Source organism: Kribbella sp. NPDC051936, from assembly GCF_040680955.1.
Classification (GTDB): domain Bacteria; phylum Actinomycetota; class Actinomycetes; order Propionibacteriales; family Kribbellaceae; genus Kribbella.
The window spans coordinates 285653-308863 of sequence record NZ_JBFAXS010000007.1 but is presented as its reverse complement, the minus strand read 5'-3'; the positions used below and the strand labels follow the sequence as shown (position 1 = coordinate 308863).

21 protein-coding genes and 1 riboswitch are annotated in these 23211 nt (G+C 70.5%); of the genes, 11 read left to right on the top strand and 10 right to left on the bottom strand.

What is annotated here, in order from left to right:
• Nucleotides 1-15: 15 nt before the first annotated feature.
• From AB0L64_RS25870 to AB0L64_RS25860, 3 genes are all read left to right on the top strand, one after another.
• Nucleotides 16-2475, top strand: a complete 2460-nt coding sequence (locus AB0L64_RS25870) for a LamG-like jellyroll fold domain-containing protein (protein ID WP_363713992.1) — start codon at nucleotides 16-18, stop codon at nucleotides 2473-2475.
• Between the two features lie 66 nt (nucleotides 2476-2541).
• On the top strand, nucleotides 2542-3360 hold the full coding sequence (locus AB0L64_RS25865) for an aldo/keto reductase (protein ID WP_363713990.1): 819 nt from the start codon (nucleotides 2542-2544) through the stop codon (nucleotides 3358-3360).
• Nucleotides 3360-3425: riboswitch (guanidine-III (ykkC-III) riboswitch) on the top strand. Its footprint overlaps the gene before it by 1 nt.
• A gap of 23 nt (nucleotides 3426-3448) precedes the next feature.
• Complete coding sequence (locus AB0L64_RS25860) at nucleotides 3449-3703, top strand: hypothetical protein (RefSeq protein WP_363713988.1); 255 nt, start codon at nucleotides 3449-3451, stop codon at nucleotides 3701-3703.
• Here AB0L64_RS25860 and AB0L64_RS25855 read toward each other — a convergent pair.
• Complete coding sequence (locus tag AB0L64_RS25855) at nucleotides 3700-4554, bottom strand: hypothetical protein (protein WP_363713986.1); 855 nt, start codon at nucleotides 4552-4554, stop codon at nucleotides 3700-3702. The two genes, AB0L64_RS25860 and AB0L64_RS25855, sit on opposite strands and share 4 nt — an antisense overlap.
• A gap of 276 nt (nucleotides 4555-4830) precedes the next feature.
• Here AB0L64_RS25855 and AB0L64_RS25850 point away from each other — a divergent pair, with 276 nt between their 5' ends.
• The 3 genes from AB0L64_RS25850 to AB0L64_RS25840 are packed head-to-tail and all read left to right on the top strand — an operon-like array spanning nucleotide 4831 to nucleotide 7810.
• The gene (locus AB0L64_RS25850; RefSeq protein WP_355688746.1) at nucleotides 4831-5865 is read left to right on the top strand and encodes a MoxR family ATPase; all 1035 of its coding nucleotides are present in this window, start codon (nucleotides 4831-4833) and stop codon (nucleotides 5863-5865) included.
• Nucleotides 5866-5894: 29 nt separating this feature from the next.
• Nucleotides 5895-6857: a DUF58 domain-containing protein gene (locus tag AB0L64_RS25845; RefSeq protein ID WP_355484560.1), complete on the top strand. Its 963-nt coding sequence runs from the start codon at nucleotides 5895-5897 to the stop codon at nucleotides 6855-6857.
• Nucleotides 6857-7810: a VWA domain-containing protein gene (locus tag AB0L64_RS25840; RefSeq protein ID WP_355688744.1), complete on the top strand. Its 954-nt coding sequence runs from the start codon at nucleotides 6857-6859 to the stop codon at nucleotides 7808-7810. The genes AB0L64_RS25845 and AB0L64_RS25840 overlap by 1 nt, the downstream gene beginning before the upstream one ends.
• A 51-nt stretch (nucleotides 7811-7861) precedes the next feature.
• Here AB0L64_RS25840 and AB0L64_RS25835 read toward each other — a convergent pair whose 3' ends face one another.
• Together AB0L64_RS25835 and AB0L64_RS25830 are read right to left on the bottom strand one after the other, a co-directional pair.
• Complete coding sequence (locus AB0L64_RS25835) at nucleotides 7862-8278, bottom strand: hypothetical protein (protein ID WP_363713982.1); 417 nt, start codon at nucleotides 8276-8278, stop codon at nucleotides 7862-7864.
• 295 nt (nucleotides 8279-8573) lie between these two features.
• On the bottom strand, nucleotides 8574-10760 hold the full coding sequence (locus AB0L64_RS25830; RefSeq protein WP_363713980.1) for a glycoside hydrolase family 9 protein: 2187 nt from the start codon (nucleotides 10758-10760) through the stop codon (nucleotides 8574-8576).
• A 198-nt stretch (nucleotides 10761-10958) separates the two neighbouring features.
• Here AB0L64_RS25830 and AB0L64_RS25825 point away from each other — a divergent pair, with 198 nt between their 5' ends.
• The 3 genes from AB0L64_RS25825 (at nucleotide 10959) to AB0L64_RS25815 (ending at nucleotide 13681) form a co-directional block, all read left to right on the top strand.
• On the top strand, nucleotides 10959-11969 hold the full coding sequence (locus tag AB0L64_RS25825; protein ID WP_363713978.1) for a LacI family DNA-binding transcriptional regulator: 1011 nt from the start codon (nucleotides 10959-10961) through the stop codon (nucleotides 11967-11969).
• Between the two features lie 38 nt (nucleotides 11970-12007).
• The gene (locus AB0L64_RS25820) at nucleotides 12008-12991 is read left to right on the top strand and encodes a hypothetical protein (RefSeq protein ID WP_363713976.1); all 984 of its coding nucleotides are present in this window, start codon (nucleotides 12008-12010) and stop codon (nucleotides 12989-12991) included.
• A gap of 192 nt (nucleotides 12992-13183) precedes the next feature.
• Complete coding sequence (locus tag AB0L64_RS25815) at nucleotides 13184-13681, top strand: DUF3145 domain-containing protein (protein ID WP_363713974.1); 498 nt, start codon at nucleotides 13184-13186, stop codon at nucleotides 13679-13681.
• Between the two features lie 209 nt (nucleotides 13682-13890).
• Here the strand turns inward: AB0L64_RS25815 and AB0L64_RS25810 are convergent, their stop codons facing one another.
• The 6 genes from AB0L64_RS25810 to AB0L64_RS25785 form a co-directional block, all read right to left on the bottom strand.
• Nucleotides 13891-15315, bottom strand: coding sequence for a carboxyl transferase domain-containing protein (locus AB0L64_RS25810; RefSeq protein WP_363713972.1), 1425 nt, complete (start codon nucleotides 15313-15315; stop codon nucleotides 13891-13893).
• Between the two features lie 2 nt (nucleotides 15316-15317).
• A complete protein-coding gene (locus tag AB0L64_RS25805; RefSeq protein ID WP_363713970.1) occupies nucleotides 15318-16553 on the bottom strand; it encodes a beta-ketoacyl-ACP synthase II in 1236 nt (411 codons plus the stop codon).
• 140 nt (nucleotides 16554-16693) lie between these two features.
• Nucleotides 16694-16942 carry an acyl carrier protein gene (locus AB0L64_RS25800; protein ID WP_130380551.1) on the bottom strand — a complete coding sequence of 83 codons (249 nt, stop codon included), beginning with the start codon at nucleotides 16940-16942 and terminating at the stop codon, nucleotides 16694-16696.
• A 77-nt stretch (nucleotides 16943-17019) separates the two neighbouring features.
• On the bottom strand, nucleotides 17020-18009 hold the full coding sequence (locus AB0L64_RS25795; protein WP_363713967.1) for a beta-ketoacyl-ACP synthase III: 990 nt from the start codon (nucleotides 18007-18009) through the stop codon (nucleotides 17020-17022).
• Nucleotides 18006-19199: an acyltransferase domain-containing protein gene (locus AB0L64_RS25790; protein WP_363713965.1), complete on the bottom strand. Its 1194-nt coding sequence runs from the start codon at nucleotides 19197-19199 to the stop codon at nucleotides 18006-18008. The genes AB0L64_RS25795 and AB0L64_RS25790 overlap by 4 nt, the downstream gene beginning before the upstream one ends.
• Before the next feature lie 79 nt (nucleotides 19200-19278).
• Entirely contained in the window at nucleotides 19279-20490 is a 1212-nt protein-coding gene (locus AB0L64_RS25785) for a helix-turn-helix domain-containing protein (protein ID WP_363713963.1), read from the bottom strand.
• Between the two features lie 149 nt (nucleotides 20491-20639).
• Here AB0L64_RS25785 and AB0L64_RS25780 point away from each other — a divergent pair, with 149 nt between their 5' ends.
• Entirely contained in the window at nucleotides 20640-21683 is a 1044-nt protein-coding gene (locus AB0L64_RS25780; RefSeq protein WP_363713961.1) for a PHP domain-containing protein, read from the top strand.
• Complete coding sequence (locus tag AB0L64_RS25775) at nucleotides 21680-22687, top strand: pirin family protein (RefSeq protein WP_363713959.1); 1008 nt, start codon at nucleotides 21680-21682, stop codon at nucleotides 22685-22687. The genes AB0L64_RS25780 and AB0L64_RS25775 overlap by 4 nt, the downstream gene beginning before the upstream one ends.
• Here the strand turns inward: AB0L64_RS25775 and AB0L64_RS25770 are convergent.
• Nucleotides 22662-23186, bottom strand: coding sequence for a hypothetical protein (locus tag AB0L64_RS25770; RefSeq protein ID WP_359932620.1), 525 nt, complete (start codon nucleotides 23184-23186; stop codon nucleotides 22662-22664). The two genes, AB0L64_RS25775 and AB0L64_RS25770, sit on opposite strands and share 26 nt — an antisense overlap.
• Nucleotides 23187-23211: the final 25 nt, after the last annotated feature.

Below are 23211 nucleotides of genomic sequence, written 5' to 3'. Positions count from 1 at the left end.
CTGAAAGGACCGCCCATGCTCAAGATCCTGGCCGCAGCAGCCCTCGTGGCGTCAGCCGTCCTGGTCCCCACCGCCCAGGCCGCGCCTGAGTGGCAGGTCGGCGTACCGCCGCTCACGACCCCGTGGACCGATGACGTCTCGCCCACGAACGCGCTCCCGGAGTACCCGAGACCACAACTGACCCGCCCCGAGTGGCGCAATCTCAACGGCCTCTGGGAGTGGTCAGCCGCCGCGCCTGGCGAGCAGCCGCCGGTCGGCCGCACGCTCGGCGAGAAGGTCCTCGTCCCGTACCCGATCGAGTCCGCACTCTCCGGTCTGCAGAAGCATGAGGACCGGATGTGGTACCGCCGTATCTTCGAGGTCCCCGGCAACTGGAAGGGCAAGCGGCTGCTGCTGCACTTCGGCGCGGTCGACTACGACGCGAAGGTGTGGGTCAACGGCCGTCAGGTCGCCACCCACCGCGGCGGGTACGACGGCTTCGACGTCGATGTCACCGGCGCGCTGCACGCCACCGGTCCGCAGGAGCTCATCGTCTGGGCCGAGGACCTGACCGACGAGACGTACCAGCCGATCGGCAAGCAGCGCGAGGTCGGCGACCACGGGATCTTCTACCAAGGCAGCTCCGGAATCTGGCGGACCGTCTGGATGGAGCCGGTGAGCGCCGCCTCGATCAGCCGCCTGCAGCTCACGCCGGATCTGCCGAACCAAACGCTGAAGGTGACCGCGAACACCGCCGCCGGTCCCGCGAACCTCGACGTCGAGGTCACGGCCTACGACGGACGCCGGCAGGTCGGGAAGGCGACCGGCGCGGCGGACACCGAGCTGAGCGTGCCGATTCCGCACCCGAAGACCTGGTCGCCCGGCAACCCGTTCCTGTACGACCTCAAGGTGAAGCTGTTCGACCGCGGCAGACTGGTGGACCAGGTCGGGTCGTACGCCGGGATGCGCGCGGTCGGCCTGAAGAAGGGGGCCGACGGCAAGCTTCGGATGGCGCTGAACGGGAAGATCCTGTTCAACCTGTCCACCCTCGACCAGGGCTTCTGGCCGGACGGACTGAACACCGCGCCGACCGACACCGCGCTCCGCTTCGACCTCGAGCAGCACAAGCGGCTCGGCTTCAACACCGTCCGCAAGCACATCAAGGTCGAGCCGGACCGTTGGTACTACTGGGCCGACAAGCTCGGACTGATGGTCTGGCAGGACATGCCGGCGTCGAAGACCGACGCGATGCCCGAGCCATGGCGGGCCCAATGGAAATCCGAGCTGCACGAGATGGTCGAGGAACACAAGAGCTTCACCTCGATCACGGTCTGGGTGCCGTTCAACGAAGGCTGGGGTGAATGGGACCGGGCCGAGACGGGCCAGATCGCAGACTCCGTGAAGGCACAGGACCCGTCCCGGCTGGTGAACGCGCACAGCGGTGTGAACTGCTGCAACTCGCACGGCGACTCCGGCCGCGGCGACCTCCTCGACCATCACGCGTACCTCGGCCCGGCGACCACCTCGCCGACGGCTGATCGTGCCGCGGTCGACGGCGAGCACGGCGGGTTCGGCCTGAAGGTGCCGGATCACATGTGGTTCGGCGACGGGTCGGCGTACGAGATGGAGCCCGACTCGGCGACCCTCACCCGCAGGTACGTCGAGAACCAGACCGACGTGCTGAAGTCGGCCCAGCAGTGCGGTATCAGCGGTTCGGTCTACACCCAGATCACCGATGTCGAGGGCGAGCTGAACGGCTTCTTCACCTACGACCGGCGGGTACCGAAGATGGACTTCGCCCAGGTGCGGACGATCAACGAGCAGATCGTCGAGACCGCGGACGGATCCGGCAGCGGGGCCCCGGATCCCGGCCCGGGCACCCCCGGTGCCGACGGCATCCACTTCTACCCGCTGGACGGATCCGGCGAAGATGCCGTCGGCAACAATGACGCGACACTCCAGGGCGGCGCGGTCTACGGACCCGGAATGAACGGCCAGGGACTCTCGCTGAACGGATCCGGCCAGTACGCCGACACCGGCGCGGCATTGCTCGACACGAGCAAGAACTACACCGCGAGCGCCTGGGTCGAGCTCAACAAGGCCGACGGCGCGTTCCAGACGTTCGTCAGCCAGGACGGCGATCGTGACAGCGCGTTCTTCCTCCAGTACTCCGGGCAGGACCAGCGGTTCGCGATGAGCTTCCCCGGGATCCGGGCACTGTCGCCGACCAAACCGAACCCGGGGCAGTGGTACCACGTCACCGGCGTCCGGGACGTCGTGAAGGGCGAGCTGAGGCTGTACGTCGACGGGCAGCTCGTCGCCGCCAAGAGCGCCTGCACCCTGGACGCCGGCTCGACCGGCAACACGGTGATCGGGCGCGCGAAGTTCGGCGGCAACCCGGTCGACTTCCTCGACGGGACGGTCGACCAGGTACACCTGTACGACCGCGCCCTGACCGACGCGGAGGTGCTTACCTTGTACGAATCCGGTCGTTAGTTCGAGATGCGGAGAAGCCGCCGAGCCCCGATCCTGGTAGGTAACCGACCAGCGGAGGTGAGTGCGATGGCCGCACCCAGCCAAGTGCTCGCGCCCCGCTCCACGGCTCGGTTCCGGCCGCCCCGGTTCGGGCTCGGCGGCGCACATCTCGGTGACGACCTGCCCGGCACCGCTGCCGGCGAGGCGGACGAGCGAGCGATCGCGACCGTCGACGCGGCGTACCAGGCCGGGATCAGGTTCTTCGACACCTCCCCGGCGTACGGCGCCTCGGAGCGGCGCCTCGGTACGGCGTTGCGGCGCCGGCCGCGGGGTGAGTTCCTGGTCTCCACGAAGGTGACCGGCGCCGACCCGGAGGAATCGGTCCGGGCGAGCAGCGAACGGCTCGGTCTCGCGGTCGACCTGGTGTTCGCGCAGGACGAGGCGGCGTACCCGGTGCTCGACCGGTTGCGGCGCGACGGCGTGATCAAGGCGGTCGGTGCGGCCTCGGACGACTGGCGCGAACTCGACCGGCTGGTGCAGGACGTCGAGCTGGACTGCGTGCTGCTCACCGATCGGTACGGGCTGCTCGACCAGTCGGCCGAGCCGCTGCTGGACCGGTGCGCGGCGCGGGCGGTGTCCGTGATCGTGTCCGGTGTCCTGACGCCGCAGATCCTCCAGGTGCAGACCGTCGAGGCCCGGCGGATCTCGGCGGTGTGCGAGCGGTACGGCGTGTCCCTGCCGCAGGCCGCGCTCGCGTTCCCCACCAGGCATTCCGCGGTCACCTCGGTGCTGATCGCGGCGTCGACACCGGCGGAGATCCGGGCCGACGCCGCACTCGTCCGGCAGCCCGTGCCGCAGCGGCTCTGGAAGGACCCGGACTTGCTGCGCTTGCTATCGTCGAAGTAGGAGTTCGCGTTCCGGCGGCTCCCCGGACGAGCGGCGTCGTACCCGGTCTGCCAAGACGGCGCCTCACCCCGCAGGAGGGGGTCGTCCGATGCATGTCCTCGATGTCGTCGAAATCGTTGGTGCGCTCACCGTTCTGGTCGCTTTCGCGGCCGCGCAGGCCGGCCGCCTGCGGCAGCGCACGGTCACCTACCAGCTCCTGAACCTGATCGGATCAGGTGTGCTGGCAACGATCGCCATGGTGCAGTCGTCGTGGGGTTTCCTGCTGCTCGAGGGGAGCTGGGCCGTCATCAGCCTGCTCGGCCTGATCAACCTGGTCCGCCCGGTCCGGCAGGACGCCGACTAGAACTTGTCGCCCGGGTTGGTCGCCGTACCGGCCGATCCGGTCGGCACCTCGGTCGGGACACCGCCGGTGGTCGGGGTGCTCGTCGGCGGGCCGGTCGTCGGCGGCGTGACCGATCCGGAGCCGGTACCGGGCGGTGGCGTGGTCGGCGTGACGGTGACCGTCGTGGTGCCGGTCGGCGTCGGGATGACGGGTTCCGGCTCGAGCGGCGCGGCGTGCCGGAACAGCAGCCAGGCCAGGAACACCGCGAGCGCCATGATCACGGCCATCGTCAGCAGCGCGAATCCGAGCGCCCACCACGACGGCGGACGAAGCGCGTTCGGCCACGGCAGCGGCCAGATCCGGAACAGGCCGGGGCGGCGCCGGTTCTCCCAGTAATGCCGGAAGTCCGGGCCGCGGAGCTTGCCGGGCTGCGGGATCCGGTCCATCAGCACCGCGGACAGGATCTCCTCGCCGCGACGCTCCGCGATCAGCCGCTCGTCGGACCCCGCGCTGGACCCGTCGTCGGCCCGGATCGGCCCGATCGCGACCCAGAGCGCCAGATCGTCGTCGTCGGAGTCGTTGTGCGCCAGGACGACGTCCTCGGGCAACTCGTCGACGGCGTACACGAACCGTTCGCGCGCGGCGGCGTCGTCGGCCGAGCCCTCGGTCATCATCGCGACGACCGCCTCCCGGCCGTCGTCGGAACTGACCACGTACAGGTACCCGGCCGCGTTCGCGCCGAGGCGGCCGCGGAGCCAGAACTCGCCGACCCGCGGCGGGTCCTCCGGCTGCAGCGGGAGGGCGTCCGGAATCTCCAGGCCGGCCGGCACGTCCGCCGGCTGCACCTCGGTCTGGGATTCGGTCGCAGTCATCACCCCCAATCCCACCACATCCCCGGTAGCACTGTCGTCGCCACTCCTCCCGAGCCGACTTTGTGCACCACGCCCGTACGCCGTGCGCGCCGCCGTACGGACGTGGGCGCAAAGTGTGGTCGGCGGGCGGGATTTGGCGCGGAGGGGGAGGATGGGGAGGGACTGCGGCAGGCCCTGCGGCTGCTGGCCCCGGTGATCTGATGGAATGGCCGGTGTTGCGAAGTGGGGAACGACGGTGAATGACAAGGTCCGCGCGCGGACCCCGGAAGGACAGGCATGACCGAAACCACGGTGCCGACAGGTTCGGTTGCCCAGCAGTCCCGGCTGATCGGCGAGGCCGTCAGCGAGGTCAAGCGGGTGATCGTCGGCCAGGAGCACATGGTCGAGACCCTGATGGTGTCGCTGCTGGCCAAGGGTCACTGCCTGCTCGAAGGCGTTCCGGGCGTCGCCAAGACGCTCGCCGTGCGGACCTTCGCGAGTGTGGTCGGCGGCACCTTCGCCCGGATCCAGTTCACCCCGGACCTGGTCCCGTCCGACATCGTCGGCACCCGGATCTACCGGCAGACCCGGGAGGCCTTCGACATCGAGCTCGGCCCGACGTTCGTGAACTTCGTGCTGGCCGACGAGGTGAACCGCGCGCCGGCCAAGGTGCAGTCCGCGATGCTGGAGCTGATGGCCGAGCGGCAGGTCTCGATCGGCGGCCAGACGTTCCCGATGCCGAAGCCGTTCATCGTGATCGCGACCCAGAACCCGATCGAGTCCGAGGGCGTGTACCCGCTGCCGGAGGCGCAGCGGGACCGGTTCCTGGTGAAGATCGACGTACCGCACCCGCGCGGCCACGAGGAGTTCGAGATCCTCCGCCGCATGAGCGTGGACCCGCCGGAGCCGCGGCAGGTGCTGCAGCCGGAGACGATCCTCGAGCTGCAGCGGTCCGCGGAGCAGGTGTTCGTGCACAACCTGGTCGCGGAGTACGCCGTCCGCCTGGTGATGGCGACCCGGACGCCGACCGACTTCCACCTGCCCGACCTGGAGCCGATCATCGAGCTGGGCGTCAGCCCGCGCGCGACCCTCGGCCTGATCGCGGCCGGCCGGGCGCTGGCGCTGATCCACGGGCGTGACTACCTGCTGCCGAGCGACATCCAGACCGTCGCGCTGGACGTGATGGGCCACCGGCTCGGCCTGACCTTCGACGCGGTCGCGGACAACATCGACCCGCGCGCGGTGATCGAGCGGATCCTGGCCACCGTCCCGCCGCCGCAGCCGGTCTGGCGCGACGGCGCCGACGGCACCGGCCGTCCGGAGTTCGTGTAGTGCCCAACCGTCCCGATCCACGAGCTGCGATGACGATCTCGCAGCTCGCTCCCGAGCGTGCGCTGCGGCGGCTGGAGCTGACCGTCGTCCGGCGGCTCGAGGGCTATCTGCACGGCGAGCATCTCGGTCTGCTGCCGGGGCCGGGCACCGAGCTCGCCGAGGCGCGTGAGTACCAGGTGGGTGACGACGTACGGCGGATGGACTGGGCGGTCACCGCGCGCACCACGGTTCCGCACGTCCGCGACCTGATCGCGGATCGTGAGCTGGAGACCTGGGCGCTGGTGGATCTGTCCGGCTCGATGGACTTCGGTACGTCGACGCTGGAGAAGCGGGAGCTCGCGGTCGCGGCCGTCGCCACCGTCGGGTTCCTGACCCACCGGCTCGGCGACCGGTTCGGCGGGCTGATGCTGCGCGACTCGGCGCTGCGGCGCTGGCCGGCGCGGTCGGGGCGGCTCGCGCTCTACGGCCTGCTGCGCGCGCTGCTCGCCGAGCAGTTCAGCACCGACGACGAGGTGCACCGCAGCGACCTGGCGGCGGCGCTGGAGTCGATGGCGCGTACCCAGCGCAAGCGTGGCCTGCGGGTGATCGTGTCGGACTTCCTCACCCCGCAGGACGGCGAGATCGCCACCCAGATCGAACCCTCCTGGGAGCGGGCGATGCGCAAGCTGACCGCACAGCACCAGGTGCTCGCGGTCGAGATCGTCGACCCGCGGGAGCTGGAGCTGCCGAACATCGGCGTCGTCACGATCGGTGACCCGGAGACCGGCGAGGTGCGCGAGATCGACACCCGGCGGCGCAAGGTCCGGGAGGCGTTCGCGACGGCCGCTCTGGCACAGCGGGAACGAACCCGCGCCGCCCTACGTAGGGTAGGTGCCGGGCATCTCGTGCTGCGCACCGACCGTGACTGGGTCGCGGACACCGTGCGGTTCGTGCTCGCCTACCGGCGGGTGGCGCCCCGCCTGCACCAACCGCCGAAGGGAGTGGCTCGCTGATGGAGTTCCTGTCTCCGGGGCGGTTGTGGTTCCTGCTGCTCATCCCGCTGATCGTCGCGGGATACATCTTTCTCCAGCACCGTCGCTCGCAGTACGCGCTGCGCTTCACCAACATCGCGCTGCTCGACCGGGTCGCGCCGCGGCGCCCGCAGTGGCGGCGGCACCTGGCCGTCGGGCTGGCGCTGCTGGCCGCGCTGATGTGCATCGTGGCGTTCGCGCAGCCGAAGGACAAGGTCAAGGTCCCGCGCGAGCGGGCCACGATCGTGGTCGCGATCGACGTCTCGCTGTCGATGATGGCCACCGACATCGACCCGAACCGGCTCGAGGCGGCGAAGAAGTCGGCGAAGAACTTCGTCAACCAGCTGCCGGGCAAGTTCAACGTGGCGCTGGTGAACTTCGCCGGTACGGCGTCCATCATCGTGCCGCCGACCACCGACCGGGCCACCGTGCTGCGCTCGATCGACGGGCTCGAGCTGGCCGAGTCGACCGCGACCGGTGAGGGCATCTTCACCTCGCTGCAGGCGCTCACCCAGGTCCCGCCGGACCCCGAGCACCCGAACGACCCGGCCCCGGCGCGGATCGTGCTGCTGTCCGACGGGAAGCGGACGGTCGGCCGCACCGCGCAGGAGGGTGCGCAGGCGGCGAAGGCGAAGAACACCCCGGTGTACACGATCTGCTTCGGCACCGACTCCGGCTTCATCGAGATGGACGGCATCCGGCAGCGGGTGCCACCGGACCGTGCCGAGCTGCGCACCGTCGCCGAGATCAGCGGCGGCGAGGCGTACACCGCCGAGTCGGCCGGTGAGCTCGAGGACGTCTACAAGGACATCGGCTCCTCGGTCGGCTACGACGAGGTGGACAAGGAGATCACCGCCCGGTACGCCGGGATCGCGATGCTGTTCACCCTCGCCGCCGCCGGCGCCTGCATCGCCCTCGCCACCCGCTTCCCGTAACGCCGGGCGGGACGCCCGCGCGGGAGTCCGGGCGCGGGCGTCGTGGTGCGATCAGAAGGTGCCAGGCAGTGTCACCGAGATGTTGTTGGTGGTGTCGGTGACTGTCACGTCACCGAAGACCACTGTCATCGGCGGGCTGCACTTGGGCTGGAACGTCGCCGTCAGCGTCAGCGAGAAGTTCGCCTTCCCGTTCTGGACCGGGAAGTCGCCGGCCGCGGTGAACGTCTGCTTGTTCGCGGCGGACGGGAAGTTCTGTCCCGGGTTCAGGCAGGCCGCCTGGGCCGAGATGACGATGTGGACCTGGTCCTCGTTGCCCAGTCCGGCTTCCTTACCGGAGACCGTCAACGAGCTGTCCGACCGGGTGACGGTCGGGGTGCCGACAAAGTGCGGACTGCCGGCCGATGCGGTCGGCAGGAAGAACACCGAAGCGGCGAGCGCCGCAAACAGCATGAGCATGAACCTGCGCATGAGGTTGAAACCCCCTCGGAACTGCGCGTAGTGCGGCTGCGGGGCGGAGCGCAGCGATCCTGGACGTGGCGTGCACGGTCGCGGACCGTGCGACGTCCTGAACTCGCTCAGCGATCGGCCGGGTGCCGGCGGTGCCCGAGCACTGGCGCGACCCGTTGTCCACCGACCACCGGGGCCGATCGGCGCCGCCTCACCAACTGCGACCGTTGCCATGAGCCATGCCGTTCTCAGGATTCCTCCAGGCTCGCCACGACCATAGGCCCCGTGGCCTGGCTGAGAAAGGCCTACTCGCGGGTCATTTCGTGTCGGCGTAGGCGGTCAGCCAGGCCAGCGCTGAGTTCCAGTTGATCGCGACTTCGTTGGTCGAGTAGGAGCCGATCTCGTCCAGGTAGCAGGTGGCCGGGGCGCAGCCCTGGAGGTTGCGCTGAGCAACGGGATCCTGCAGGTGCGAGTTCGGCCCGCCCGCGAGCGAACCGGGGTACGGCGACGGCAGCGCGGGGTTCAGCGAGTGGGCCCAGAACCGGTGGTGCTGGTTGTGGCTGGACCGTTCGCCGTACCCGGTCACGTACGACTGGCCGATCGCGTTCCGGCCGAGCAGGTAGTCGAGCGACTCGAGCGCGGCGGAGCGGTACGCCGGGCTGCCGGTGAGGTCCGCCGCGATCGCGAGGATCATCGCGTTGTTCGCCGCCCCGGAGTTGGAGCCCCACACGTACTGTCCGTCAGCTGGTTTGTACGGATTGGCATAGCCCTGCGATCTGAGATCGGTAAGGTAGCTGTTGGCAACCGATGCGATCCGCTGGCGTAACCGCAGCCGGTCGAGAATCGGCAACCGCCACGACACCCGTGCCAGTGCGAGATCGGCCAGCCCGCCGGTCTCCTGCCAGGAGAACCCGTCAGCCGCCTGCAGGGTCGTTGTAATGAAGCGTTTGTACGACGTCCAGCCGGTTGCCGCGAACAACTCGGCGGCGGCCCAGGAGAACTCGTCCGTCACCTTGGTGTCGTCGTACGCGCCGCCGCCTTCGCCGCCGGGTGGAGCGTAGATCGCGGGGTGCTGCCGAGCGGCGCTCCACGCCTTCTCTGCCGCCGACAGGCAGCGGGCCGCGAACTGACGGTCCCAGCGTGCATAAACCCGCGCGCACCGGGCGCCGACGGCCGCGAGATTGAGCGTTGCCGCGGTCGACACCGGAGAGAGGTAGCGAGGCTGCGGATCGGCGGCCGGGGGAGTCCCGAGCGCGGTCCACTTCTCGTCGTGCACCTTGTGGTGCACCATGCCGCTCGGCGCCTGCATGCGGAGCAGGAACTCGAGCTCCCACCGGGCCTCGTCCAGTACATCGGGTACACGGTTGCCGGCCTCGGGGATCTTCAGGCTCACGCCAGGTCCTGTTTCCTCGTACAGATCGAGGAGCTGCCAGGCGGCGAGAGCGCCGTTGACGACGTACTTGCCGTGGTCGCCCGCGTCGTACCAGCCGCCGCGCACGTCCAGGCTGTAGTCGCAGGTACCCGGGTAGCAGGGGACGGACGTGTCGCCCTGGTTGGGCTCGACGCCGAGATGGCCGGCCGCGCGCGCGTACTCGGTGCCGACGTACTGCGCCTCGATCGGGATGCCGCTGCGGTTGTTGTAGAAGTACGCGAGCGCGTCGCGGCGCAGCCCTGCGTACACGTGGCTGCCGATGTCGAACGACTCGCTGACGTCGTCGCCGACCGCCAGCCGGAAATCCGTCCCGGTGCCGCGATAACCGCCGAAGTCGATCAGCTGTACGGTCTCGCCGGACAGGGCGTCCAGACCGTACGGTTCGGTACGGCCGCTCGCGACCACCTGGTTGCCCGCGGCAAGCAGCCGCCAGGCGAGCGGTGTGGTCGCGGTGGTCACGTAGGTCGAACGCTTCGGGCCGTCGGCGACGTACCCGAGCTGGTTGACGCGCACCGGCGGCCCGAAGTCGCGGACGCCGCCCGGCGGGACGATGCCGCCGGTCACGGAGATGTTGTCCAGGCAGAGGGTGTACGGCTCGGTCGCGCCGCCGGTCTGGAACGAGATCTGGCCGTGCGTGTCCGTGACCGGCGAGGTTCCGGTGAACGTGAAGGTCTGGGCGGTCGTCGTGGCGTCGACGGTCTTGTTGAGCACCGTCGCATGCGGGGCGGCCGCCTGCTGGAGTACGGCATGGAACTGGACCGGACGGCTCGCCGACGCCTCGAACCGCAGCGTGTACGGCTGTCCCTGCTCGATCGGCAGGTCGTCCTGCCCGATCATCGAGTCCCACGGGTTGACCGTGCCGGCCGGGACCTGCGCGCAGAGCCGCCCGTCGGTGACGGCGGCCGGGGTGTTCCCGCTCGACCACCACGGCTCCTTCGCGGCGTCGAACGTCCCGTTCAGCACCCGCTCGTACGGCGGGTCCGCGGCGACCGCCGGTAGTCCCGTGAGGAGCGCGGTGACGAGCACGGTCGCGGTCAGGGTGACGGTGGCGCGTTGGCGGGCGGTGGGCATGGGGCGAGCCTCCATCCAGGACCGGGAGCGCTTCCAGTTTGAATCCGCATCGTGCCGACCGTCCGGCGTCGCGTCAAGGGCGCAGCACCTTGAATCCAGCTCTTTCCGGCGTGGCGACAAGTCTCGGGAGCGCTTCCAGCTCGAACCCGGCGTCCCGATGGTTTACCCTCGTGCCACTCAATCGTTAAGGACGATCCGGTGGCCGACCTCCCGAAACGCCAAGTGACGCTCGACGAAGTCGCCGAGCGGGCCGGTGTGTCCCGGTCGGCGGCGTCCCGGGTGATCAACAACGCCCCGCATGTCAGCAAGGCCAAGCGGGAGGCCGTGCAGCGGGCGGTCAGCGATCTCGGATACGTGCCGAACGCAACGGCCCGCGCGCTCGCCACCCAGCAGGCCGGCGCCGTCGTGCTGGCGATCTCCAGCGACAACGCGCAGGTGTTCGCGGACCCGTTCTTCGCGGAGGTCGTGATCGGGATCAGCTCGGTGCTCGAGGACACCGATCTGGAGCTGATGCTGATGATGGCCACCTCGAGCCGGGGGCAGACGCGACTCGAGCAGTTGCTGCGGACCCGGCAGGCCGACGGCGTGATGCTGATGTCGATGCACGGCGACGACCCGCTGGCGCAGCTCGCCGAGAAGGCCGACGTACCGGTGGTGTTCGGCGGCTCGCCGGTGAACTTCGAGCCGCGGTACTCCGTGGACGCCGACAATCGCGGCGGCGCCCGGCTGGCGACCGAGCACCTGGTCGCGACCGGCCGGCGGCGGATCGCGACCATCACCGGCCGGATGGACGAGGGCGCGGGCACCGCGCGGTTCAAGGGGTACCGGGAGGCGCTCGCAGTGGCCGGCCTGGACGCGGGCCGCGTCGCGCACGCCGACTTCTCCGAGGAGGGCGGCACGCGCGCGATGCAGGAGTTGCTCGCCGCGCACCCGGATCTCGACGGCGTGTTCGTCGCGTCGGACCAGATGGCGATCGGCGCCCTGCGGGTTTTGCGTGACGCCGGCAGGACCGTGCCGGACGACGTCGGGCTCGTCGGTTTCAACGACATCAGCACCGCCCGCCACACCAGCCCGCCGCTGACCACGGTCAGTCAGCCGATCCAGGCGCTCGGCCGGGAGATGGCCCGGATGCTGCTCGCGGTCATGTCCGGTGCGGACCCGACGCCGCTGATCCTTCCCACCCGCCTGGTCCGGCGCGCCTCGACCTGACCCTGGCGGGGCAGGCCGTTCAGGCGGACGCTGGACGGGTGGAACCTCACGATTACCTGGAGACCGCGGTCGAGCGCACGCCGATGTCGGGTCACGTCGGGAAGTCCGGCGCCACGCTGGAGCGGCTCGTGCTGGCGGACGGCCGGCGCCTCGTCGTGAAGCGGTCCTCGCCCGATACCGACCTGCTGATGGCGCTGTCGGGCGACTCGTTCGGGCGCGAATACCTGATGTGGTCGAGCGGGGTGCTCGACCAGCTTCCGCCCGCGGTCGGGCATACGATCGTCGACGGCTGGCAGGACGGTGACGTCACCGTCTTGGTGATGCGCGACCTGGGTGACGCCGTACTCAGCTGGGACGACCGGCTCAGCCGGGAACAGTGCCGCCGGCTGTTCGCCGCGGTCGGCTCGATGTACGACGGGTTCCTGGGCCGCGTCCCGTCCAGCCTCACTCCGCTGACGACCCTGGTCGGCATGTTCACGCCGGATCGCGTGCGGCCGCATGCCGGCGGTGACAACCCGTTGCCGGGACTGGTTCTGCGCGGGTGGGACCTGTTCCCCGGCATGGTGCCGCCCGACGTCGCCGAACCCGTGCTTCGGCTGCTCGCCCAGCCGGGACCACTGGTGGAGGCGTTGCAGGCCCGGCCCTGCACGCTGGTGCACGGCGACCTCGCGACCGTCAACATGGCGTTCGAGAAGGAGCGGCTGACGCTGCTCGACTGGAGCATGCCGGCGGAGGCGCCGGCCGCGCTCGACCTGGCGAGGTTCCTGGCGGGCTGCGCCTCGGTGGTCGACGCGACCCGCGAGCAGGTGATCGAGGACTTCCGCGAACTGGTCGAAGCCGGCCGCGACGAGCCGGCCCTCCGCCTGGCGCTGCTGGCCGGCCTGCTCTGGCTGGGCTGGAACAAGGCCCTGGATGCCGCCGAGCACGAGGACCCGGCGATCCGTGCCCGCGAGCGGGCCGACCTCGACTGGTGGGCCGACGAAGCCCGCCGAACCCTGGCCGCGGGTCTGCTGACCGCCTGAGGTTCGCGACACGACGGTGATGTGGTTGACACGGCGAGGTTACTGGTGTTCCAGGGGGCGGTGGTGCAAGATGTACAGAAGTTTCGCGGGGTGTCTTGTGATGCCCTGTAGAACTGTAAAGAGATAGATCCGCCGGATCGACGGCTGTTCGAGAACGCTGGGGAAGGCGCCCCTCGAGCACAGGAGGTCCCGGTGGCGACGACTCGTGGCGTTCTGTACGTCCACACGGTGCCGTCAGCGTTGTGCCCGCATGTCGAGTGGGCCGCGGGCGGCATCCTTGGCGTGCCCGTGAAACTGGATTGGACTCCGCAACCGGCGGCCCAGGGCACGTACCGGGCCGAGCTGTCCTGGCAGGCCGAGAGCGGTACCGCGGCCAAGCTGGCCTCCGCCCTGCGCGGCTGGCAGAAGCTGCGGTTCGAGGTCACCGAGGAGCCGAGCAACGGCGCCGAGGGCGAGCGCTACTCGTTCACGCCCGAGCTCGGGATCTTCCACGCGACCACCGGCGTGCATGGCGACATCATGGTGCCCGAGGAGCGGTTGAAGGCCGCGATGCTGAAGGCGGCGAGCGGCGAGGCCGACCTGACCGAGGAGGTCGAGCGTTTGCTCGGTCGCCCGTGGGACGACGAGCTCGAACCGTTCCGGTACGCCGGCGACGGCGCCCCGGTCCGCTGGCTGCATCAGGTCGTCTGAACGGATCCTGAGAACTTCAGAAGAAACCTGTGAAAGCCAGGACAGCGCCGAACTTTTCGATGAGACTGAGCATCAGACGTTGTACAAGGGTGGGAGGGGCCGTGGCCGCTGGGCCACCGGGTGTCGGGACACCCCCGGTGGTTGTCTAACAACAGCGGCCGCACCACGTTGAAGGGCACGAACCCCAGGGTTCGTGCCCTTCAAGCCGTCTAGAGCGGAATGTTGCCGTGGTTGCCGCGGACACGGCCGTCCGCCTCGGCCCCCGCCAGCGCTGAGGCCAGTGCGGTGCGGGTGCGGGTGGGCTCGACGACCTCGTCGACGACGCCGATCTCGCGGGCCCGGTCGATGCCTCCGGCAATCTTCTCGTGCTCCGCGGCGAGCTCGGCCTCGACCTGCGGCCGGAGCTCGGGAGGCACCTCGGCGAGCTTGCGCCGGTGCAGGACGCGAACCGCCGCGACCGCGCCCATCACGGCGACCTCGGCGCGCGGCCAGGCGAACACCCGGGTCGCGCCCAGCGAGCGGGCGTTCATCGCGATGTACGCCCCGCCGTACGTCTTGCGGGTCACCAGCGTCACCCGCGGTACGACGGACTCCGCGAACGCGTGCAGCAGTTTGGCACCGCGCCGGACGACACCGTCCCACTCCTGACCGACGCCAGGCAGGTAGCCGGGGACGTCGACGAGGACGACGAGCGGTACGCCGAACGCGTCGCACATCCGCACGAACCGGGACGCCTTCTCCGCGGACAGGGCGTCGAGGCAACCACCCAGCCGGAGCGGGTTGTTGGCGATCACGCCGACCGTGCGGCCGCCGAGGCGGCCGAGCGTCGTGACGATGTTCGGCGCCCAGCGCTGGTGGAGCTCGACGGAGGTTCCCTCGTCGAGCACCCCTCCGACCAGCGGATGGACGTCGTACGCGCGCTTGGCCGACTCGGGCAGGAACCCGGACAGGTCGAGGTCCGGGATGTCCGTGGCCACGGACCCCTGGTTGGCGAGCAGATCGGTGAGGCGACGGGCCTGCTCGAGGGCGTCGGCCTCGGTGTCGGTGGTGATGTGGACGACGCCCGACCGCCGGCCGTGCGGCTCGGGGCCGCCGAGGCGGAGCATGTCGACGTCCTCACCGGTGACCGAGCGGACCACGTCCGGGCCGGTGACGAAGATCCGGCCTTCCGGACCCAGCACGACCACGTCGGTGAGCGCCGGTCCGTACGCCGCTCCGCCTGCCGCCGGGCCGAGGACGACGGAGATCTGCGGGATCTTCCCGGACGCCTGTGTCATCGCGTAGAAGATCTTGCCGACCGCGTGCAGGCTGAGCACCCCTTCGGCCAGCCGGGCGCCGCCGGAGTGCCACAGCCCGATGATCGGCACCTGCTCGGCCCGCGCGACGTCGTACGCCTTGACGACGACGTCGCAGCCTTCGTCGCCCATCGCGCCGCCCATCACGGTGGCGTCGGAACAGAACCCCACGACGGCCGCCCCGGCGATCGTCCCGCGGGCCGCGACCATCCCCGACAGGTTGTCGGGGGTGATCAGCTCCAGGCTGCCCGGATCCAGCAGCGTGGTGAGCCGGATGACCGGGTTCCGCGGGTCCTGCTCGCGCGGAAGCTTGGCGGGCTTCGCCGGGGCAACGGTCATCGCTACACCGACTTGAAGGCGATGGCGGCGTTGTGGCCGCCGAAGCCGAACGAGTTGTTCAGCGCTGCGATGTCGCCGTCGGGCAGCTTGCGCTGCTCGGTCGCGACGTCCAACTCGATCTGGTCGTCGAGCTTGTCGATGTTGATGGTCGGCGGCGAGACCCGGTTCTTCAGCGCGAGCACGGTGGCGACCGACTCGACCGCGCCGGCGCCGCCGAGCAGGTGGCCGATCATCGACTTCGGCGCGGTGGCGATCGCGTGGTCGGCCTCCTTGCCGAGCGCCTGCCGGATCGCGATCGACTCGGCGATGTCGCCCTGCGGCGTCGAGGTGGCGTGGGCGTTGATGTGGAAGATGTCGGCCGGGGTCAGGTCGCCCTCGGACAGCGCCCGCTCCATCGCCCGGCGGGCGCCGGAACCGGTCGGGTCGGGCTGTGCGATGTCGTGGCCGTCGGCGGAGATGCCGGCGCCGGCGAGCTCGGCGTAGATCTTCGCGCCGCGCGCCTTGGCGTGCTCGTACGACTCCAGGATCAGGATTCCGGCGCCCTCACCGAGCAGGAACCCGTCGCGGTCGACGTCCCACGGCCGCGAGGCCTTCTCCGGCTCGTCGTTGCGCTTGCTGAGCGCCTGCATCATCCCGAACGCGGCCAGCGGCAGCGCCATGATCGCGCCCTCCGAGCCGCCCGCGATCACCACGTCCGCGCGACCGAGCCGGATCTGGTCCAGGCCCAGCCAGATCGCCTCGTTGCCGGAGGCACACGCCGAGACCGGGGTGTGTACACCGGCCTGCGCGCCGAACTCCAGGCTGACGTAGGCCGCCGACGAGTTCGGCATCAGCATCGGGATCGCCAGCGGCGACACCCGGCGCGGGTTGGACCGCAGGGCGTCGTAGTTCGCCAGCGTGGTGTGCAGGCCGCCGATGCCCGACGCGACCGCGACGCCCAGCCGCTCCTTGTCGAGCCCGGAGTCCGCCAGGCCGGAGTCGGCCCAGGCCTCGCGGGCGGCGACGACGGCGAGCTGCGCGGTCCGGTCGAGGCGGCGGGCCTTGACCCGCTCGATGACCTCGGTCGGCTCGACCGCGGCCGGCGCGGCGATCTGCACCGCCAGGTTCTGCACCCACTCGTCGGTCAGCCGCCGCGCGCCGGAGCGGCCGGCCAGCAGCCCTTCCCAGGTGCTGGTCACGTCGCCCCCGAGCGGGGTCGTGGCACCGAGCCCAGTGATGACGACCCGGGTCTTCGACATGGTTACCTCATCCTTCACATGAGAGTTCTGCGGTTGGGAGCGAGGGGTGGTACTGCGGGTACTCCAGGGGGTGCTTCAGGGGTACTGCGTGGTGCTCATCGGTGTGACCCGATGAGCACCGGCCAGCACGGTGACCGAGGTCAGCCGTTCTGGGCGCGCTCGATGAACGCGACGGCGTCACCGACGGTCTTGAGGTTCTTGACCTCGTCGTCGGGGATCTTCACGTCGAACTTCTCCTCGGCGGCCACCACGACCTCCACCATGGAGAGCGAGTCGACGTCGAGGTCGTCGGTGAAGGACTTGTCCAGCTGGACGTCCTCGACCGGGATGCCGGCGATCTCGTTCACGATCTCGGCGAGGCTGGAACGGATCTCTTCGGTGCTGGCCATTTCTTGGGTTCCCTTTCGGATTTCTGCTGGTTGCTTCAGCCGGTGCGGCCACCTGAGCCGCCCCGGACAACTATGAACTACGGCAGGCGGATCACTTGGGCGGCGTACACGAGGCCCGCGCCGAAGCCGATGATCAGCGCGAGGTCGCCGCTCTTGGCCTCGCCGGCCTCGCGCATCGCGGTGATCGCGAGCGGGATCGAGGCGGCCGAGGTGTTGCCCTGGCGCTCGATGTCGCGGGCGACCTTGACGTGCTCGGGCAGCTTGAGCGTGCGGCGCATCGCGTCGGTGATCCGCATGTTCGCCTGGTGCGGGACGAACAGGTCGAGCTGCTCGGCCTTCACCCCGGCGACGTCCAGCGCCTGCTGCGCGGTCTTGGCCATCTCGAACGACGCCCAGCGGAACACCGGGTTGCCGTCCATCCGCAGGTGCGGCCAGTTGTAGCTGCCGGCCGCCTCCTGCCAGGACTCCTTCTGGCTGATCACCTGGTGCTGTGTGCCGTCCGAGCCCCAGACCACCGGGCCGATGCCCGGCTCGTCGGTCGGCCCGACGATCGCGGCGCCGGCGCCGTCGGCGAAGATGAACGCCGTACTGCGGTCCGTGCGGTCGGTCAGGTCGCTGAGCCGCTCGACGCCGATCGCGAGCACGTACTTCGCGCTGCCGCCGCGGACCAGGTCGTTGGCCAGCGCGACGCCGTAGCAGAAGCCCGCGCAGGCGGCCGACACGTCGAAGGCCGCGGCCGTCGGGGCGCCGACCTCGACCGCGATCCGGGTCGCGATCGCCGGCGTCTGGTAGAGGTGCGTGACGGTCGAGACGATCACGCAGCCGATGTCGGCCGGGTCGATGCCGGACTCGGCGATCGCGTCCTTGGCCGCGTGCACCGACATCATCAGGACGGTCTCGTCCGCCTCGGCCCAGCGCCGCTCCTTGATCCCGGAGCGGGTCTGGATCCACTCGTCGCTGGAGTCGATGTGCTCGAGGATCTCCGAGTTCGGTACGACGCGGCGTGGCCGGTAGGAGCCGATGCCGAGGATGCCGGCGTACGTCGAGCCGGTCGACGCGGTGATCATGCCGGGGTCCCGGCGGGGTGCAGGCGGACCAGCGGCTGGCCGGGGGAGACCGGGTCGCCTTCTTCGACGAGCCACTCGACCACGATGCCGCCGTGCGGCGCGGTCACCTCGACCTCGTCGCGGAGGCTGCTGACCTTCGCGACGACCTCGTCGGCGCCCACGTGGTCACCGGCCTCGCGACCGGTCTGCGCGGCGCGGCTGAAGGTGCCCTTGATCGGGGCGACGAGCAGCCGCCACGTCGGCGTGGCGTCGATCTCGGACGGGCTGCCGTGCTTGTCGACGAAGGCGCGGGCGTCGTCGAGCTGGTCCGGCGTCTTCAGCGCGAACGTCTCGACGCCCTTGAGGGCGCGGCGTGCGATCCCGGTCAGCGTGCCCGCCGGCGGCAGCTCCAGGATGCCGGTCACCTCGAGGTCGGCCATCGTCTGCAGGCACAGGTCCCAGCGGACCGGCGCGTTGACCTGGGTGACGAGCCGCTGCAGGACGTCCCGGCCGTCGTGGACGACGTGGCCGTCGCGGTTCGAGATCAGGCGCGTCCGTGGGTCGTGGGTGCTGATCGCGGTCGCGTACTTCGCCAGCGTCTGCACGGCCGGCTCCATGTGCCGGGTGTGGAACGCGCCGGCGACCGACAGCGGGATCAGCCGGGCCTTCGCCGGCGGGTCGGCGGCCAGCGCCTCGAGCTCCGCGACGGTGCCGGCGGCAACGATCTGGCCGGGGCCGTTGTCGTTGGCCGGGGTCAGGCCGTGCTCGGCGAGCTTGGCCAGGATCTCGTCGCGGTCGCCGCCCAGCACCGCGGTCATCGAGGTCGGCGTCAGCGCGGCCGCGGCGGCCATCGCCTTGCCGCGCTCGCGGACCAGGACCATCGCCTGCTCGGCGGTCAGGACGCCGGTGCCGGCCGCGGCGGCGAGCTCACCGACGCTGTGCCCGGCGACCGCGCCGACCTTCGCGAAGGCGTCGGCGGGGTGCGGGAAGACCGCCAGCGCGGCCAGCATGCTGGAGGCGACCAGCAGCGGCTGCGCGATCGCGGTGTCCCGGATCGTGTCCGCGTCGGCTTCGGTGCCGTAGTGGGCGAGGTCGAGACCGGCGACCGCGGAGAGCCAGTTCAGCCGGCTCTCGAAGACGGGATCGGCCAGCCACGGCTCGAGGAAACCTGGGGTCTGGGCACCCTGACCGGGCGCGACGATGACGAGCACGTGACAACTCTCCCTCAGCCGGGCCCGCCGCGAGCCGCACGGCGAGCACGAATTCTACCGGGCCGCTTTTGTGGAGATCCTACAAAACGGTGGATCCGGGCTCGGGATGCAGCAGGCGACCCAAGGTCAGTGCGACACGCAGTGTGAAACTGTCGCGGGGATTCAGCGGGTTGTAGCCCGTGAGGTCCGCCACACGCTTCAGCCGGTACCGCACGGTGTTGGCGTGGATGAACATCGCCCGGGCGGTCGCCTCGATCGAGCCGCCGGAGTCCAGGTACGCCGAGACCGTGTCGAGGAGCACGCCGTCGCCCACGGTGAGCGGGCCGTAGACCTCGGTGGCGAGCTGGCGGCGGGCGTGGCCGTCTCCGGAGAGTGACCGCTCCGGGAGCAGGTCGTCGGCCGGCACCGGCCGCGGGGCGCCCGGCCAGGCCGCCGCGGCGCGCAGACCGGCGACGGCGGCGCGGGCCGAGGTCACGGCCGACATCAGGTCTTTCACGACCGGCCCGACGACGATCGGGCCGGGTCCAAACCAGCGGGCGAGTTTTTGTGCGGTCTCGACAGGTTGGCTCGTACCGCCGAGTACGACGACGAGCCGGTCGCCCTGGATCGCGCACAGTGCGTCAGCGCCGGCCTCGCGCGCCGCGTGCCGGACCATGTCCGCGACGTTCGAGCCGGTGTTGTTCGCCGGGGGCGTCTCGGCGACCGGGGCGCGGCCGACCACCACGGCGACCTCGGCCGATCCCGTCGTACCGACGGCTCCGGTCCAGCCGAGCGCCGAGGCGCGGGAGCGGACCGACTCGTCGGCCTCGCCGCGGATCACGGAGTCGACGAGCAGCGCCTCGAGCCGGGCGTCCCAGGCGCCGCGCATCTCGGCGGCCTGCGCGTAGACGGTCGCGGCGGCGAACGCGACCTCGCGAGCGTAGCGCTGCATGGCCTCGTGGACGATCGGCACGTCGTCCGGCGGCAGCAGAGTGCCGATGGTGTTCTCGATGGTCTCGATCGTGGTGCGAACCAGGTCGACGGTCTGGTGCAGCGAGATCACCCGGGTGAACTCTCGCGGCGCGGACCCGAAGATCCGGGTCGGCATCGACGAGTGCGCCTCGGGGTCGCGGAACCACTCGACGAACGCGGAGATCCCGGACTGCGCGACCAGGCCGATCCAGGACCGGTCCTGCGCGGACAGCGTCGCGAACCACGGCAGCTTCGCGTCCATCGCCGCCATCGCGGCGGTCGCCAGCGCACCGGTCGCGTTCTGCAACCGCTCGGCCCGCGCCAGATGTGCCTTCGTCACCACCAGACCCTAACCCCACCCGTCACCCTCAGCGCCCAGCCTCCCAATTTGCCTGGTTGACCAGCCAAATGCGGGGTTCTGCACCTGCGTTCACGGTGGAGAACCCCCAAATTGATGGGTCTACCAGGCAAATGGCGGAAGATGGGCGTATGACGGACAAGGCGGGTGTGGCGGACGCGGTCGCGGCGTTGCGGGCGATCGGGTACTACCTCGAGCGTGATCGGCAGCCGACGCACCGGGTGAAGGCGTACCGGCGGGCCGCCGACACGATCGCCGCGCTGCCGGCCACCGAGGTGCGGGCGCGGCGCCGGGCCGGGACGCTCACCGAGCTCCCGGGGATCGGGCCGAAGACCGAAGCCGTGATCGTCGAGGCGATGGACGGCGCCACACCGTCGTACCTGGTGAAGCTCGAGGAGGCGGCGGGCGAGCTGACCACGGCCGGCAAGGGCCTGCGCGCCGACCTGAAGGCGGACCTGCACCTGCACTCGGAGTGGTCGGACGGCGGCAGCCCGATCGAGGAGATGGCCCGTACGGCGCACCGGCTCGGGCACTCCTACATCGCGCTCACCGACCACTCGCCGCGGCTGACCGTCGCCAACGGGCTGTCCCGCGAGCGGCGCCTGCAGCAGCTCGAGGTCGTTGCCGAGCTCAACAAGAAGCTGCAGGACGAGCTGGACGGCTTCACGATCCTGAACGGGATCGAGGTCGACATCCTCGACGACGGTTCGCTGGACTGCGACTCGGAGATCCTGGCCCGGCTCGACGTGGTGGTGGCGAGTGTGCACTCCAAGCTGCGGATGGCGTCCGAGCCGATGACCGAGCGGATGGTCCGCGCGATCGCGAACCCGCACGTGGACGTGCTCGGGCACTGCACCGGCCGGCTGATCACCGGCGGTCGCGGGACCCGCCCGGAGTCGGAGTTCGACGCCGAGGTGGTGTTCGAGGCGTGCCGCCAGTTCGGGACGGCGGTCGAGATCAACTCCCGTCCCGAGCGGCTCGACCCGCCGAAGCGGCTGCTCGCGATGGCGGTCGAGATGGACTGCCTGTTCTCGATCGACACCGACGCGCACGCCCCCGGCCAGCTGGACTGGCAGGTCTACGGCTGCGAGCGCGCCGAGGACTGCGGCGTCACCTCCGACCGCGTCGTCAACACCTGGGACCAGCAAAAACTTGTCGAATGGACAGCATCATGAGCGACTTGGAGAAGGACCCGGCCGAGGTCCTGGGATTCGCGGACTGTGAGGGGCCCGCGCTGGAGATGCTCGAGGGCCGGGAGGTCGTGCTGGGGCGGTCCACCACTGTCCGCCGGCTGCTGCCGAACAAGAACCGGCGGATGGTCGGCGCGTGGTGCTTCGTCGACCACTACGGGCCGGACGACCTGACCCGGCGCGTCGACTCCTACGACGTACCGGGGGAGCGCGGTATGCAGGTCCCGCCGCATCCGCACACGAGTCTGCAGACCGTGAGCTGGTTGTTCGAGGGCGAGATCGAGCACCGCGACAGCGTCGGGTCGCACGCCCTCGTCCGCCCCGGCGAGCTGAACATCATGACCGCCGGCAACGGGATCGCGCACTCCGAGGTGTCCACGCCGGACGCGCCGCCGAAGCTGCACGGCGCCCAGTTGTGGGTCGCGCTCCCGGACGCTGTCCGTACGACGACCCCGCCCGCCTTCAACGCGTACGCCGACCTGCCGCGGCTCGACCTCGACGGCGCGCAGGTGACGGTGATGATCGGGACCGTCGCCGGGGTCACCTCGCCCGCACCGGCGTACACCCCGCTGGTCGGGGCCGACGTCACGGTCGCGCCGGGGCGGTCCCTGACGCTCCCGCTGACCCCGTCCAACGAGTACGCCGTCCTCGTGGTCGACGGATCGCTGGCGGTCGGGGACCTGACGCCGGGCTTCGGCGAGATGGTCTACGTGGGGGCCGGCCGGAACGCGATCGACCTCGTCGCCGCCGAGGGCGGTGTGCGGTTCCTGCTGCTCGGCGGCGAACCGTTCGAGGAGGAGCTGGTGATGTGGTGGAACTTCATCGGCCGCAACCACGAGGAGATCGTCGCCGCCCGGGACGCCTGGCAGGCCGCGATCGATGCTGCGGGCAACGACCGCTTCGGTATGGTCCCGGGCTACGACGGCGATCCGCTGCCGGCTCCGCCGCTGCCCGCGACCACGCTCAGACCGCGACCGCGGGCACGCTGACCCGGCGCCGGTAGTAGGCCCAGGTGAGGACCAGCAGCGACGGGCCCCACAGCTGCAAGGGCGCGTAACACGTGATCATCAGCGCTGCCCACGGCGTGCTGGAGAAGGGGATGAACTCCTTCGAGAACACGTCGCGGAAGCCGTAGGTCCAGATCGCGATCAGGCTCAGCGCCCCGAGCACCGCGGGGACGATCGCGGCGTACGGCGCGACGCGACGGCCGCCGATGAACGGGATCCACCGCGGAACGATCTCGCCCCACCGGCTGACCAGGCCGAGCGCGGTCAGCGCGACGAGCTCGGAGAAGATCGTCAGGCAGACCACGTACAGCTTCTGACCGAACCCGATCAGGTGCGCCGGCTGGCGGGCGTCGTCGAGCATGCCCATCGACGAGCCGAAGACCAGTCCGAGTCGCCACAGGCCGGACGGCAGGGTGAGGAAGGGGATCGCGTGCGCGAGGCGGTAGGCCCAGCGCGGGACGGGACGCTCTGTTGTGCTCACGCCCCGAGCATCCGTCCGACCGGTA